Annotated in this window: 14 protein-coding genes and 3 pseudogenes; 9 read left to right on the top strand and 8 right to left on the bottom strand. The window is 34.3% G+C overall.

The features are described 5' to 3' along the window. Window positions 1-16 precede the first annotated feature (16 nt). Window positions 17-782 (bottom strand): annotated as a pseudogene (locus tag MKL35_RS01515) (IS5-like element ISAba31 family transposase). A 111-nt stretch (window positions 783-893) separates the two neighbouring features. On the opposite strand from MKL35_RS01515, the gene MKL35_RS01510 reads away from it, so the two are divergent. Continuing rightward, window positions 894-1322 carry a hypothetical protein gene (locus MKL35_RS01510; RefSeq protein ID WP_032010654.1) on the top strand — a complete coding sequence of 143 codons (429 nt, stop codon included), beginning with the start codon at window positions 894-896 and terminating at the stop codon, window positions 1320-1322. A gap of 36 nt (window positions 1323-1358) precedes the next feature. Here the strand turns inward: MKL35_RS01510 and MKL35_RS01505 are convergent, their stop codons facing one another. Continuing rightward, entirely contained in the window at window positions 1359-1916 is a 558-nt protein-coding gene (locus MKL35_RS01505; protein WP_032010652.1) for a TetR/AcrR family transcriptional regulator, read from the bottom strand. A 732-nt stretch (window positions 1917-2648) separates the two neighbouring features. Here MKL35_RS01505 and MKL35_RS01500 point away from each other — a divergent pair. From MKL35_RS01500 to MKL35_RS01490, 3 genes are all read left to right on the top strand, one after another. After that, on the top strand, window positions 2649-3158 hold the full coding sequence (locus MKL35_RS01500; RefSeq protein WP_032010650.1) for a GNAT family N-acetyltransferase: 510 nt from the start codon (window positions 2649-2651) through the stop codon (window positions 3156-3158). A 112-nt stretch (window positions 3159-3270) separates the two neighbouring features. Continuing rightward, window positions 3271-4029, top strand: a complete 759-nt coding sequence (locus tag MKL35_RS01495) for an HD domain-containing protein (RefSeq protein ID WP_032010649.1) — start codon at window positions 3271-3273, stop codon at window positions 4027-4029. Window positions 4030-4164: 135 nt separating this feature from the next. Beyond that, window positions 4165-4785, top strand: coding sequence for an NUDIX hydrolase (locus tag MKL35_RS01490; RefSeq protein WP_032010647.1), 621 nt, complete (start codon window positions 4165-4167; stop codon window positions 4783-4785). A gap of 446 nt (window positions 4786-5231) precedes the next feature. Here the strand turns inward: MKL35_RS01490 and MKL35_RS01485 are convergent, their stop codons facing one another. Next, window positions 5232-5924, bottom strand: coding sequence for an alpha/beta hydrolase (locus MKL35_RS01485; RefSeq protein ID WP_002049135.1), 693 nt, complete (start codon window positions 5922-5924; stop codon window positions 5232-5234). 198 nt (window positions 5925-6122) lie between these two features. Between MKL35_RS01485 and MKL35_RS01480 the strand changes: the two genes are divergently transcribed. Next, the gene (locus MKL35_RS01480; RefSeq protein ID WP_032010644.1) at window positions 6123-7013 is read left to right on the top strand and encodes an AraC family transcriptional regulator; all 891 of its coding nucleotides are present in this window, start codon (window positions 6123-6125) and stop codon (window positions 7011-7013) included. A gap of 92 nt (window positions 7014-7105) precedes the next feature. On the opposite strand, the pseudogene MKL35_RS01475 reads toward MKL35_RS01480, so the two are convergent. Beyond that, a pseudogene (locus MKL35_RS01475) lies at window positions 7106-7853 on the bottom strand (3-oxoacyl-ACP reductase family protein). Between the two features lie 106 nt (window positions 7854-7959). Here MKL35_RS01475 and MKL35_RS01470 point away from each other — a divergent pair. Together MKL35_RS01470 and MKL35_RS01465 are read left to right on the top strand one after the other, a co-directional pair. Further along, window positions 7960-8895, top strand: coding sequence for a LysR family transcriptional regulator (locus tag MKL35_RS01470; protein WP_106479822.1), 936 nt, complete (start codon window positions 7960-7962; stop codon window positions 8893-8895). A gap of 161 nt (window positions 8896-9056) precedes the next feature. Then, window positions 9057-9428 carry a nuclear transport factor 2 family protein gene (locus tag MKL35_RS01465; protein WP_016804738.1) on the top strand — a complete coding sequence of 124 codons (372 nt, stop codon included), beginning with the start codon at window positions 9057-9059 and terminating at the stop codon, window positions 9426-9428. Window positions 9429-9503: 75 nt separating this feature from the next. Here MKL35_RS01465 and MKL35_RS01460 read toward each other — a convergent pair whose 3' ends face one another. Together MKL35_RS01460 and MKL35_RS01455 are read right to left on the bottom strand one after the other, a co-directional pair. Then, a complete protein-coding gene (locus tag MKL35_RS01460; protein ID WP_032010641.1) occupies window positions 9504-10418 on the bottom strand; it encodes an alpha/beta hydrolase in 915 nt (304 codons plus the stop codon). Window positions 10419-10442: 24 nt separating this feature from the next. Beyond that, window positions 10443-10631 (bottom strand): annotated as a pseudogene (locus MKL35_RS01455) (alpha/beta hydrolase); the annotation flags it as partial. Window positions 10632-10731: 100 nt separating this feature from the next. Between MKL35_RS01455 and MKL35_RS01450 the strand changes: the two are divergent. Next, entirely contained in the window at window positions 10732-11619 is an 888-nt protein-coding gene (locus MKL35_RS01450) for a LysR family transcriptional regulator (protein WP_032010639.1), read from the top strand. An 88-nt stretch (window positions 11620-11707) separates the two neighbouring features. On the opposite strand, the gene MKL35_RS01445 is transcribed toward MKL35_RS01450, so the two are convergent. Beyond that, the gene (locus MKL35_RS01445; RefSeq protein ID WP_032010637.1) at window positions 11708-12799 is read right to left on the bottom strand and encodes a DUF6670 family protein; all 1092 of its coding nucleotides are present in this window, start codon (window positions 12797-12799) and stop codon (window positions 11708-11710) included. A gap of 461 nt (window positions 12800-13260) precedes the next feature. Between MKL35_RS01445 and MKL35_RS01440 the strand changes: the two genes are divergently transcribed. After that, complete coding sequence (locus MKL35_RS01440) at window positions 13261-13494, top strand: hypothetical protein (RefSeq protein ID WP_002049282.1); 234 nt, start codon at window positions 13261-13263, stop codon at window positions 13492-13494. Between the two features lie 33 nt (window positions 13495-13527). On the opposite strand, the gene MKL35_RS01435 is transcribed toward MKL35_RS01440, so the two are convergent. Next, entirely contained in the window at window positions 13528-14052 is a 525-nt protein-coding gene (locus MKL35_RS01435) for a hypothetical protein (protein WP_032010635.1), read from the bottom strand. Between the last annotated feature and the right edge of the window lie 23 nt (window positions 14053-14075).

Genomic DNA, 14075 nt, shown 5'->3' with positions numbered 1-14075 from the left:
TAGGGTTTGTTGACATTTACTGTTCATAATTAACCCTATAAAGGTAGCCATAAAAATATACAGGCTAAAGCAACAGAACTTTGATAATTTCTTTTGAGCTTGTCATATCGAGTAGCTATTCCTCTAAATTGCTTTAATCTACAAAACATATTTTCAACTAAATGCCTGATTTTATATAAATACCAGTCCATATGGTCATTGTTCGATTGGCTATTTGTTTTCTTTGGTATATTCGCTTTAGTCCCTGTTTTCCTGATCTGTTCACGCAGTGGTTCTGAATCATAGCCTTTATCTGCACATACCACTTTTGTCTCTTTTAAATCTAATGTTGATATTAAATCAGGTGCAACTTTAACATCATGTGTGGTTCCATCGGTAATCATGAAATCAATAGGATTGCCATGTGCATCAACAATCAAATGTATTTTTGAGGAGTTTCCTCCTACACTTTTAGAAATAGATTGATTCGCTATGCCGGCAGAATGTTGATGAGCACGTACATGAGAGCCATCAATAAAAATCCACTCCATATCGGGGCATGAGGCTAGTAATTTGAATAATCTAAGAAACTTACCGCTGCTTGACCAACGATTAAAACGTTTGAAAATAGAGTTTGAATGACCAAAACAGCAAGGAATATCTCGCCACGGACAGCCTGTTCTAATTCTATAGAGAATAGCTTCAATAAAATTGCGTAAATTTGAGTTGTGGTGAATGGATAAATTACGCAGAATAACTTTCAACTTTTGCCAGTGTTGATCTGTCAGCATGGTACGAGGCATAGCGAATAGTAAAATTGGGTTTGGCGATTTGATTTTACTACTTCGCTATTTTTTTAAGCTAAAAGTGTCAACACACCCTAATATAAAATTTAAATTATTCATCTATTTAATATGAAAATTAATTTTGATGTTAAAGTCGTTTCTGGTTTAGTAGGTTCCTTAAATATTCAAATTATACCTTTGGATCTAAATAGAAATAAAGATTGTATAGACTCTATAGTTATTGATGAAATTGCTTTTTCACTCGTTGAAAATGTATTTAACCGAGATAAAGAAAAGTTTTTTCATTGGGGAGCTACTTTTATTAGCTCTAAAAAAATAAGAGATATTATAAAAGATTTATATAGGCTTCATTCATTTATAAATCAGTTAGATAAATACGATAAGGCATTAAAGCTCATTTTCGAAGAAGAAACAGAATGGTTTGCAACTCACTTTAACTTTTTCAAACCACAAGCTCTTAACATGATCATAGAAATTACAAAATTTCTTGAGAAAGCCGAAAACGAATATGACGGCATTACCGTATTAGGCGTTTAGCAGCCCAAGCCCAATAGCTTGGGTTGCTCTGAGTTTTTAGGCGACTCTCACCAAAAAGTAATCTAACAACTTGGTTTGTTCTTCAACTCTGTCTGAGGTTATAAGCCCTAAAATTGCCCCATCTATCATAAATACCAAAATCTCTGCTTCTGCATAGGAAGTCATTTTCTTAGTTTCTACCATGAGGCAGAAAACCTCATTTTTTAGCCAACGCCTATAACGCACGGCACTTTGGTAAGCATAAGGATAAAGTGATTTAGTTTCAAAAATTGCTTTAAACAATAGGTAGTAAGCGCTATTTAAGTCGGCATGTAAAAGATAAATTTGTCTGAGTTTATCGGTTAACGTGGAATATTGGGTTGTTTCTATCACCTCTCTTACTTTTTCCATGAGTGTGTCTTTTTGAAGTAAAAGGCATATTTCAATGAGGCCTGCTTTTGAGCGAAAGTAATTGTAAAGCGTAGCTTTCGGAATGTTGGACTCTTTGGCAATCAGGTCTACGCCTGCGGTATGGAATCCATAGGTTGTAAATAAACGTATAGCCGTTCGAATAACGTGTAATTTTTTGGAAGGCGTTTCTAAATAACGTGGCATAGTTTTACCAATTAAAATAATTTTTTGTTGTATATAAAAGAGATAGAAATGCCGTCACTCTTAAATTGAGTGCTAAATACAGACATGCAAAAGCCGCACAATAATGGTGTGCTCGCCTATCTCGAGTTTATTGTTGCTATGATTTTGCGTCGTAACGATTTTTTTACGGCGTAGAAAACCTAGAGTCGATTAAACCGTTTTATAGACTTCTTAAGCGGTATGGGCAGAGAGAATTTGGCGAAAGCCAATAAAGAAGAATTAGTACGCATGTGCGGACTCCTTTTGATTTAAAAGAGTCTTACCGATTACTGTCAAATAATGGTGGCAAGACTAGAAGGGTTGACAGACTGGTACAAAAGGAAACCAGCGCACGCAAGCGTGCCCCTCCTAGCCTCACCATAAAGGCGTGACTTAGGAGAACGCACAAAACGAAATAATACGTTGTTGTGCGCCTTTTGTACCAGCTCTGTCAAAAGCTGACTGGCAATGTGGCCAGCAGGCAAAGGATAGTGCTCAACCCTATTACAGTCAAGCATACAAAATGACATTTGCTTTAAATTAGAGCATTAAAAAGTAAGGATAAATAATTAAAATTTATTGTTCATTTGGATTTATAAATTATTTATATAAAACGCAGTATCTATGCCTAGTAAAAGTTTATTGTTTACTTTAATTTGAATCCGAATCATATATTTTTTGATAACAATTTAATTCATTTATATAAGGATAATTATGACTTTAAATACAGTAACGCTCTCTACTCAAAGGCTTACCCTAAAACCATTTACCGCAAATGATGCAGATGAAACCTATAACTGTATAACCCCTACGCTTACACGCTATATGGCTTGGGACCCTCAACCAAGACATGAGTTCGACCAAACTTGGAATAACTGGCTAAAGAACTTTGCTCTTGGAACTGAAATTATTTTCGTTATTAGAGAGACATCTTCTCACGTATTTATAGGTCTTGTAGGTCTGCATCGTATGCAAACCAGTAACCCAGAGTTAGGCATATGGATACGCGAAGATTACCACTATCATGGCTATGGTAGAGAAGCTGTAACAGCGGTAGCAAACTGGGCAATTGACTTTGTTAAGCCGGACTTTTTTGTTTATCCCGTCGCCAAAGAGAACTATCCAAGTCGAAAAATTGCCGAATCTTTAGGGGGTAAAGTAGTTTCAAAATCTACTGGTCCCAAATATGAATTTGTAACCTATGAAATTCCTGTTAGCTTATAAATTTATAAAATATATATTAATCAAAAGATTATCGTATTCATAAAAGATACAACTTGCAAACTGGCAGTTATGACAATATTTTAGAGTAATTACTCTAAAATGAGATTTAATAATGAAAACTATAAAAATTGGTTCATATCAATGGATGCAAGCTACAAATGGTCAGCTCAGCTTCAAAGAAAAAATTAAATTAATTCAAAAAATTATGGTGCCTAGTATCCTAAATTCTATAAAAATAAATTACCATCGATTTCAAACTGGTAACGATTTTGATATAGGACAAATCGTAATACCAGATACTCAAATGATTAAAATCGCACTTGAGGAACTAGAATCAAAAGCAAGTACATCTATCTACAATCATTCGTGGCGAACATACTTCTGGGGAACCGCCCTAGGTCATTTACAAAACCGGCAGTTTGACTCTGAGTCACTTTTAATAGCTTCACTTTTTCATGATATTGGCCTAACTGAGCAACATATGCATAGTAAAGGCTGTCAATGTTTTACATATGAGAGCGCTAAACAATTTGAGCAAAAGGCGAAAGAATATAATTTTGATGAGAAAAAAAGTGAAGTGATTAAAGATGCCATATGCCTACACATGAATGGATATATAGAGGAATCTGATCCATCTGAGGTTATTCTATTACAGCAAGGTGCTTCTTGTGATGTAATTAGTGACAATCAATATAAAATCCCCTTATCTTTTAGAAATGAAATTTTAGAAAAATATCCTAGAAATCAATTTAATAAAGAATTTATTAAACTTATTAAATTAGAGAGAAAAAATGTTCCGAGTTCGCGAACAGGCTTATTATATGATCTTGGATTACCCCTCTTGATTAAATCAAATTTATATAAAGAATAAGTTTAATTAAACATATTAGTCATAAAACAACTTTTCTATCATGACTAGAAATTTCAATTAACAACTGTTTTATATTCCGTAGCATGAGTATGCCTTAATATATGCAGAAGATATAAATTAAAGGCCCCCACTCTAATGAATGATTCAGTTAAGTGGTTAGAAATTCTAAATAAAATTACTGGTATCGCTCAAACAGGTTTACATTACTCAAAAGATGTTTATGACAAAGAACGTTATGAGCAGCTTTTGGAACATATTGAGCATCTGTTAGAACTAAAAGAAATTAATACAGAAAATTTTATTAATAATGTTCTTCAAGATGTGGGTTATGCGACTCCCAAACTAGATGTTAGAGCAGTCGTGTTTAAAGAAAATAAATTGTTATTAGCAAAAGAAATTGGCGATGGACGCTGGTCTGTTCCCGGTGGTTGGGCTGACGTAGGCTACTCAGCATCGGAAAATGCAGAAAAAGAAGTTTTAGAAGAGACAGGATTGCGAGTTAAAGCCATTAAATTATTAGCTTTAACTGATAGAACCAAGCACCCTCATCCTCCAATGTTTTTACATGTGTATAAGGCATTCTTCTGGTGCGAAATTATTGATGGTGAGCTTACCCCAAGTATTGAAACGCCAGAGGTTGGCTTCTTTGGTAGAGATGAACTCCCTCCGATTTCTACAGCACGTGTAACTGAAGAACAGATTCAACAATTTTTTGATTATTTAGAGTCAATCCCTGAAGCAACGAAGTTTGATTAAAAAAACCTAATATAAAGTGAATTCATTATATTTGGAGTAAAAACTTCGTATACATTGTGTCTAGGTCTGCTCAAATCTGCTAGCAATATAGCTAACAGGTGCAAGAATGTACTCTAACCTCTTATAGCCAAACACACGATAATATTAGTTAATTCATTTGTTTTAAATTAGAGCATTAAAAAATAAGGATAAATAATGAGTTGTTTATTGTTAAGTGGTGTTTATAAGGAGTGAATTCAAAAAGATTATGATTAAATTTTCATTAGCAATAAGACACATTGCTATTGACGATTTTTATGAAATGATTTGTGAAAACTGGTCTATATTATGGCATCAATTCAGCCATAGGCCATCTAGACAAGTTGAATTCATACCTATAATGAAATAGAAGTTAAAAAAATTATTATTTTCTTAACTTCTTAATTTGTTTAACTCGTTAAATAACTTTAATTAAAGAAAGAAACAGCTTCCTCTATTAAATCCGCAACTTCAACTGGCTTGGAAGCTAAAGAAGCATGACTCGCATCTAAAGAAATGACTTTTTTTGCATTTAATCTAGAAGACATAAATGCTTGATTTTCTGGACTAATCATTCGATCTTGGGTAGAAATCTGATACCAAGAAGGTTTAGTTTTCCAAGCGGGTGATGAAATCGTGTCACCAAAGGTACTTGCTAACGGGGCCTTTTGGGTTATACCCATAACTAACCCTTCATCTTCTGTTAAATCTTGGCAGAAACTTTCATGAAATTTATCTGCTTTAAGCCATAGGTAACCATCACTATCTGGCGATAAATTAGGCGCAGCTACTGGCAGATGCTTTTGCGTAATCTCACCTGGGCTTTCATTTGTATCAGGAGCAAATGCTGCAATATAGACGAGACCAATAACGTTTGGAAGATTACCAGCTTCAGTAATAACTGCACCTCCATAAGAGTGTCCAACTAAAATTACATCTCCATCAACCTGCGCTATCATTTTTTTAGTCCGTTCTACATCATCAGCGAGTGAGGTTAAAGGCAATTCAACTGCTTGTAATGAGGTAAAGCCTCTATGAGAAAGTTCAATAATAACTTTACTCCAGTGGGCTGCACCTCCCCAAAAACCATGTACTAATATAATTGTTGGTTTATTACTCATAACGTACTCCACCTTAAACTATAGTATTGAATTTAATAAATTAAATTAAGAATATTCATACATAATGGTTTAATAATTTGATCAAATATCAAACTACAAAACTTTGTAAAATGATTATTTGTTATAAAACTACTTTCCACAATTACCAAAACAGCATATTTTTTTGCAGAAACATTTTTTTTGATGAGATGTAGTGAGATGGAAAATGAGCATGAGGTAAATAAATTAACTGATATATTTTTTGATATTTATAAGAATGCAAAAATATTGGGAAAAATTTATCAAGTTGAAAATTATAAAAATAAAAATATTGTTTTTCTGGATAATATTTATTCGTATATTCATATATTTCAAGGTGGTAGCTTTAAAATAAAAAGTAACGAACAAAAACTAAATGAAACCGTACATGAGGGAGATGTTATTGTTATTCCATCGAGATTTAAGCATTCTATCGAAATTATAGAAGATAAAGCTGTAGAACCCGTTGTTATTACATGTGTTTTCCAATTAGACGGCGTATATGGTCAAACAATTGCTGAAGGATTGCCCAATTACATATTAGTTCCCTCGCACCAAAATGGTAAAGTTGCAGAATGGATACCAATGACAGTAGCTGCAATAAAGTTAGAACTTGATCAGCCATCTTTAGGTAGTCAAGTTATGCTTTCAAGTGTTATCGATTTACTGTTGGTATGGTCAATAAGATTCTGGCTAAACAAAGAAACACTCAACCATAAAAGTTGGATATCAGCTTTGCAGAATCCTACTATTAGCAAGGCGTTATTCTTAATGCATTCTAACCCTGCTAAAGAGTGGACCGTAGAAACTCTTGCCAAAGAAACTAATCAATCTAAATCAAAATTTTCAAAAAGTTTCATAGAATTGGTGGGTACTACTCCGATTAATTATCTCAAGCATTGGCGAATGAAGTTAGCTAATCAGTATTTAATTGAAACGAATAAAAGTATTTCACAAATTTCTGATTTAGTTGGTTATTCTTCACCCGCAGCTTTCACCAGATCTTTTATTCAAACATTTGGTTATAGCCCAAGAAAATTTAGAGAGATTTCAGAAACTAAAGCTAAATAATGGAAAGAAAACTTTCTAACTTAAAACAATAAAATCTTAAAAAGTAAGGATAAACAATTAAATTTTATTGTTAATTTTGATTTATAAAACTACTAGGCAATAAATCCACCATCAACGCTTAATTCTGCCCCGCTGATATAACTGGCGTCTTCGCTTGCTAAAAATAGAACAGAATTTGCAATATCTATCCCTTCACCATATCGGCCTACAGCAATATTCGGTAGCAGTAAATTTGCTATTGGACCGTCTGACGGGTTCATATCACTATTGGTAGGGCCAGGATGAATCGTGTTAATTGTTATGCCTTTAGAACCAAGTTCGCGCACCAGTCCCTTAGAAAAACCAGTAATAGCTCCTTTGGTGAGAATATAAATTGATGCTCCACTAAATCCTGAATAATTCACCATGGTACTTCCGATATTTATGATTCTTCCGCCTTTTCTCATATGCTTTAAACTCTCGCGAGTCGTCAAAAACACCCCTGTAACATTTACGGCTATTATTCTTTCAAAGTCAGCAATAGTTACAGCTTCTAAACTGCCAAAATGACTGATACCTGCGTTATTTACCAATATGTCAATCCGATTAAATCTTCTTGCAACTTCAGCCACAGCTTGGATAACCATTTCAGGATTGCCGGCGTCTGCTTGTACTGCTAAACCATGACCTCCATAAAATTCAATTTCTTTAACTAGCTTCAGCTTGCTTTTGAGAGGTATGATAAGTAAATGCAACTGTAGCCCCGTGAGAAGCTAACTTTTTAACAATTTCAGCACCTATACTTCTGGCCCCTCCAGTTACAAGTGCAACTTTTCCCGTAAGTGATAGTTTATTTAACATTTTAGATGACTCGTTTATTTAACTATCTAAACTATAAAATCGGGGTTAATTGTTAAGTAGCCTGCGTTTGCTATAATCATTTTCAATTAAAAATTGAAAATAAAATATGGAAACCTTGTCTAATCTGGAATCATTTATAAGAAGTGCTGAACATGGTAGTTTTTCAGCAGCCGCACGACATTTAGCCTTAACTCCTGCTGCTGTCTCTAGAAATGTGGCACAGCTCGAACAAAATTTAGGAGTGCGACTCTTTCATAGAAGTACAAGAAATCTTACCTTGACCGAAGCTGGCGAGCATTTTTTTACAAGCATCCGCGATAATTTAAATAATATTCAAACCACCATTTCAGAATTTAATACAGACTCAAGTCACCCTAAAGGAACTTTAAAAATTAGCTTAAGTGCGGGCTTTGGTGTCGAATATATACTTCCACTCATGCCAGACTTTATGAATAAATATCCGGATATTAAGCTCGAATGGCATTTATCTAATAAACAAGTGAACTTAATTACTGATAACTTTGATGCCGCGATCGGAAGTGGATTTAAATTAGGTCAGGGAATTATTAAAAGATCACTCTCTCCTCTTCACATGATTATTGTCGCTTCACCAAATTTTTTAAAAAATAAAATTTTACCTAGTCATCCAGATGATATATCTAACTGGGATGGAATCATAATGAGGTCTCCCCAAACTGGTAAGCTGCATGAATACAAATTTATAGGACCCGATCAGGGGGAAGCTTATCTAAATCTTAATGAAAAACTAATTGCGGATGATCCAAGTGCTTTACATCAAGGTGCAGTTTTAGGAATGGGAATTGCAGCAATCTCTACTGCACATGCTAAAAGTTATATAGAAAATGGAACTTTAATTCGGATCTTACCCGAGTGGTATGCAGATCTAGGCGAAACTAATCTTTATTTTTCAAGTAAAAAGCATATGCCGGCCAAGACACGCTGTTTTATTGACTTTATCGTATCGAAATTTGAACAGCTAAAAATTAATGAGCAATTGTCAGCTCATAAGCTTGGAAAGTAAAAACACTTTCAACTAAAAATCATTTTTACTCATAGATTTTCAATGAATAGTAGAAAATGTTTCAACTCTTCACTATCTACAAATATTGCTTAGAGAAACCAATAATAACTTCATAAATCGTCATCTACGATTGTCAATTAAGCAATATAGGAGTAATCAAAATGATGAGTTTAAATAATCCAAAAACAGAAAATCAACAATCTATCGAGACACTAAATGTTCTGGAAAGACACTTAACTGCGTTTCGATTAGGTGATGTAGATTTAACTCTTCAAGATTATGCTGCTGATGCCATTATCATTAATGGAACAGGAGAAATAGTCCGTGGAACTTCTCAAATTCATGAGACATTTATTTCAGTTTATCGTGATTACTTCCCAGAAGGTACACGAGATATTGAAATTGATGAAAAAACCATTTGTGGTGAAGTTGCTTATATTCGTTGGCGCGCACCAAATGCAAAATTAGCAACCGATACAATCATTGTTCGCAATGGCAAAATTGTCGCGCAAACTTTTGCGGCATATTTTTAAAAACTTAACCCATCAAAAGTAAATAAGACAAAAGCCCTGCTTAAGAGGGCTTTTGTTCTCTACATTTTGATTACCTTATAATTTCATTTTAAAGAAGTCAGCAAGTACGTTTGACGCTTCATTTACATATTGAGGAATATCATATAATTCCATATGGTTTGCACCTTCAACAATATGTAAGGTTTTGTCCTGACTTGCAGCACGTTGAATTAAATCTTCACTCATCCACTTACTTCCTGCCACACTTCCGGCAATCGCAACCAACGGTTGAGTTAAGAAAGCTTCGGCTTTATTGTACGCATCGTAAGTAATAAGCTGAGTCAAGCTACGCGCTGTGGCAAAACTCGGTGAGTTAGGGTGAGCGGCTCTTGGCGTATGATAGTATTCCCATGCCTGACGAAGCTCTTCATTCGGGGCATCTTCTTCTTTTAAAGGTGCAAGCGGAATGGTTGCAATATTTCCACTCGTTGCCTCGGCTGTGCGTGCATCTGAACCTGCTTGAATGTATGGCAAGGCATCTGCATCTTTAACCGTGTTTTCCCAACCATTTCTAAACATTGAACCAATATTGACGGCGCTTACCGTACCTACTGCTTTAATACGGCGATCATTGATTGCTGCATTTGCAGCATAACCACCACCCGCACAAATACCCATTGCACCAATACGGTTTTGGTCAACATAGTTCAAGGTTGTTAGATAATCAATCACTGCACTAATGTCTTCTGTACGGATGTAAGGGTTTTCTAACTGACGAGGTAAACCTGTACTTTCACCTTGATAAGACGCATCAAATGCAATCGCAATAAAACCTTGTTCAGCTAGTTTTGATGCATATAAGCCTGCGGTCTGCTCTTTCACTCCACCGCCCGGATGAGTCACAACAATAGCTGCATACTTTTGTGTTTCATCAAAGTTTGATGGATAGTGAATATTTGCTGCCATGGTAATATCTTGGCTATTCGAATTTTGAAATTTAACAGTATTCATTGTTAGCTCCTTTATAAGCTTAACTCAGATATTTTTTTGAAAAAATGGGATGATCTTTGCTTGTGTGACAGGTTCAGGTTTTTCATATAAGTCGTAGAGAGACTAACCTTCTACAATCACAAGCTCTTTATTTTCTGAACGTGCTCGTCCATAAATTTCCAAACTATCTCGATATGAACCAAACCTACCGACCTTATCACCTGCAATAATCAACTCATCTGTGTTGAACTTTGTTAAAGGCATATTAACAAGCAATGATTAGCGTGATTAGATGCTATAATTCGATCGTAGCTATTAGCAAAACTTATGAATCATGAAAATTAATCTGAATGATTTAAAAACATTTTCTGAAGTAGTAAAAACTAAAAATTTTACAAAAGCCGCCGCATATATGGGCATTACCCAATCTGCTGTAAGCCAAAGTATTAATAATCTTGAAGCACAGTTAGGTATAAAATTATTAAACCGTTCTACCCGTAGCCTCACCCTTACAGAAGCAGGCTCGCGCCTTATTGAGCTCGTCGGTCAAAACATTGAAAATATTGACTTAGGCGTAGAACAAATTAGCTCTATGAAAGACCTACCCAGTGGCCATGTACGTATTTCTGCCGATGCATTTACCATTAAATATTATTTATGGCCAAAGCTTAAAAAGCTTGTAAAACAGTATCCCGATATATCTTTGGAACTGACTTCTGAAAACAGACGAATTGATATAGCAAAAGAAGGATATGACGCCGGAGTACGTGTCGGAAACTTGGTCGAAAAAGATTTAATTGCAGTTCCGATTAGTAAAGAAATTCCTTTTCGCTTAGTTGCCTCACCTGAATATTTAGACAAGTATGGAACACCGAAATCTATAGATGACCTTAAAAAACACAAAGGCATGTATATACGTCTTTTAACCGATAACTCTCTAATGGCGTGGGAATTTAAAGATAAAAATAAAAGTGTATTTTTTAGAGGTCCTGTTCAACTGGTTATGACCAGTTTAGATGAAATGTTTGATGCTGTACTCGATGGTTGTGCTATAGCTTATTTGCCATATTTTTTAGTTGAACCTGCTTTAGAAGATAAAAAGTTGGTCAGTTTATTGGAACAACACGCAGTCACCTTACCGCCTTTTTATTTGTTCTATACAAGTCGTCGGTTAATCTCTCCAGCCTTTAAAATTGTTAAAGATACGTTGAGTGAAATATAAAGAAAGTTCTGAAATCTAAAATACCAATGAAGTACCAACACTGCATTTAATTATGCAGTGTTCACCTTACTTTCTTAAATAATAAAATTTATCGGCGATCTATATATTCGAGATAACCCCTTCCCACTAATGGCTGATCATAGAATTCACCTTGCCACGCATAGGAAGAAACAAAACCAGCAGCCAATCCAAAACAATATGGAGTGTCGACTTGAGCTGAAATATCTAAAACTTTTTGATTATTGTGATAAGCAGCCCAGCGAAAAGTATTTGGTACATTCATTGAAAAATTATCAGGTGTAATCAGGGGTTCTTCTTGAAGGCTGGTTACTTCAAAAAGTATATCTCCGTTGTATTGAATTGACGTTCCATCTATATGGCGGTAGTAAACAGAAGTCATAATCGGCTGATCTTCATAGCAAATAAAAGCCAGCAATAACTGCTGTTCATGATCAATATTGATGACTTGATAACTAAAAACTTTCACGGGAACTTGTATATTTTCTACTAACCATTTGTTCTTAAGCATTGAGGTCGCTATAGCTTTCCAAGACTCCAAAGTACAAAGCCCTTGAACTGTCTCACTATTCCCCTTTTGTTTAATATAACCTTCATAGTGCATTAGCACACTAAAGTGTTTATAAAAGTCACTATAGGCAAACCATGAAATAGCTTTTGTCGGCTTCAAATAAAGTTCTAACTCCAAGTCTTCTCTTTTGGTAATTAATATATATCCCTCACCGTCCTCATGCATGACCGTTTGATTGTCAAAGTTAATCGCAAAAGGCGCTTGGTTAAATTTAATATCATTTTTAATTGAAAATGTTCTGTAAGCTTCAGAAGTTGTCGATAATGCTGTTCCATGCACTAAAGAAGCTGTATCTCCTTTTCCATCCTTAGACATTTGATAGTTAGTATCTGTAATCGTAAATCCCACATAACCCAATACCGAAGCCCAAGATAAGTATCGAAATGGTTCAGGTAGGTCAGGTATCATGATTCCGTAATGTGTACTACCGAAGCGTTTATAAAGAGTATGTGGACTGAGTTCAAAATCCTTTGGCAATGTTGATTGACGCTCTGGTGTAACAGCTCCAAATAATGCGCCAGAAATTTTTGCAATTTTTTGGTTGGCTTTATCCTTAAAACTCTTTGGTAATCTATGGCTTGAAATTAACACTTTTAGATCCTTTATTTTTAATTTGGTTAAAAAGAGTTCCATATTAGAACTTGATAATTTTCAATTGAATGTTAATAAAGGACATCTTGATTTAAATGAATACCAATTTTATTAACGATAATATTTCCAAAAAACTCTTTAAATAGAATGTATTAAAACAAAAAAGCCAATTCTTTCGAATTAGCTTAATTACAACAGACCAGCTTTACTTGAAAATTGCTTCTTGCTTTTATTGTTCGCAACAATCTTCATCTTTTCTTGTTATAGGCTTAACTTAGCTTTTCATTATGACAATTCGGTTAAAAAAACACCAACCTTATATATAAAAACAAACTTGATACACAAAATAGTATTTTTAGAGAACTAGATCACAAATTAAGCAAATTGGATATTTAAAATACATATTCCACTAAGCGCTTAAGTCTATTATGCTTGAGTTATCTAATTGTTAAGTATGTATGATGGACCAGCAAACTTTATTACAAGAACTGAACTCTCTCATTGAATACTATTCAAAAAGAACCGATTGCCCACCTACTCGTATACGCATCGGCTATAGAGCTTATGCCAAACTGATGCAGTGCCCGCCTTTTGCGGATGAAGTAATGAACTCGGCACTCGATCCAAATAAACGGAAATATAAAAAGATAAAGATTAAAATTACTAAAGATGATGACCAATTAGAGCTTGAGTAGTTATATGTTGTGAATATCTCAAATTAGTTTGTATTAAATTGAGAAATTTCTTTTTATGATTTCTATTTCTTCAGCTGTAATATTAGTTAAATGTATTGATGAAAGTTCCTTATTAGCGTTAAAACCAAAATATAATTCTTCATTTTTAAAGTAATATATTGATTTTTCAATATTTAAATAAGTTAAAACTAAGTAATCTAAACCTACAATTAATTGTAGCTCATAATTAAAATCATCTCTAAATATGCTTGAATAATCCTCAGATATTATATTCCACTCTGCAACATCAAATTTAGGTAGGAAATTTTCCACAGGAAATGGAATTTTATATTTATTATTGTTTTTCAAAATGTTACTAGAATTTATTGAGGCAAGAGTAATATTAATTACTTCGCCAGTGTTACTTAAACCTAGTTCAAATAAACAAGTTTTTCCATTTCCACATCGCCAGTATAGATCAGCTAATCCACTATTAGAGAACTCAATAGAAAAAGGAATGTATGAATCTATGTTAGTCAGTACATGTTTAGGCTGCTGCTTATCAGACATAACTAACATAGGTGATCCTTATCAATCTAAAA

It is taken from the genome of Acinetobacter sp. AOR41_HL, from assembly GCF_027854645.1.
GTDB lineage: Bacteria > Pseudomonadota > Gammaproteobacteria > Pseudomonadales > Moraxellaceae > Acinetobacter > Acinetobacter nosocomialis.
Note: the sequence above shows the minus strand (reverse complement) of the source record. Positions and strands in the feature narration are given on the sequence as shown.

Coding starts and splice junctions, on each gene's coding strand:
- MKL35_RS01510 (WP_032010654.1), top strand. CDS start 894: ATGAAAATTAATTTTGATGTTAAAGTCGTTTCTGGTTTAGTAGGTTCC.
- MKL35_RS01505 (WP_032010652.1), bottom strand. CDS start 1,916: ATGCCACGTTATTTAGAAACGCCTTCCAAAAAATTACACGTTATTCGA.
- MKL35_RS01500 (WP_032010650.1), top strand. CDS start 2,649: ATGACTTTAAATACAGTAACGCTCTCTACTCAAAGGCTTACCCTAAAA.
- MKL35_RS01495 (WP_032010649.1), top strand. CDS start 3,271: ATGAAAACTATAAAAATTGGTTCATATCAATGGATGCAAGCTACAAAT.
- MKL35_RS01490 (WP_032010647.1), top strand. CDS start 4,165: ATGAATGATTCAGTTAAGTGGTTAGAAATTCTAAATAAAATTACTGGT.
- MKL35_RS01485 (WP_002049135.1), bottom strand. CDS start 5,924: ATGAGTAATAAACCAACAATTATATTAGTACATGGTTTTTGGGGAGGT.
- MKL35_RS01480 (WP_032010644.1), top strand. CDS start 6,123: ATGGAAAATGAGCATGAGGTAAATAAATTAACTGATATATTTTTTGAT.
- MKL35_RS01470 (WP_106479822.1), top strand. CDS start 7,960: ATGGAAACCTTGTCTAATCTGGAATCATTTATAAGAAGTGCTGAACAT.
- MKL35_RS01465 (WP_016804738.1), top strand. CDS start 9,057: ATGATGAGTTTAAATAATCCAAAAACAGAAAATCAACAATCTATCGAG.
- MKL35_RS01460 (WP_032010641.1), bottom strand. CDS start 10,418: ATGAATACTGTTAAATTTCAAAATTCGAATAGCCAAGATATTACCATG.
- MKL35_RS01450 (WP_032010639.1), top strand. CDS start 10,732: ATGAAAATTAATCTGAATGATTTAAAAACATTTTCTGAAGTAGTAAAA.
- MKL35_RS01440 (WP_002049282.1), top strand. CDS start 13,261: ATGGACCAGCAAACTTTATTACAAGAACTGAACTCTCTCATTGAATAC.
- MKL35_RS01435 (WP_032010635.1), bottom strand. CDS start 14,052: ATGTTAGTTATGTCTGATAAGCAGCAGCCTAAACATGTACTGACTAAC.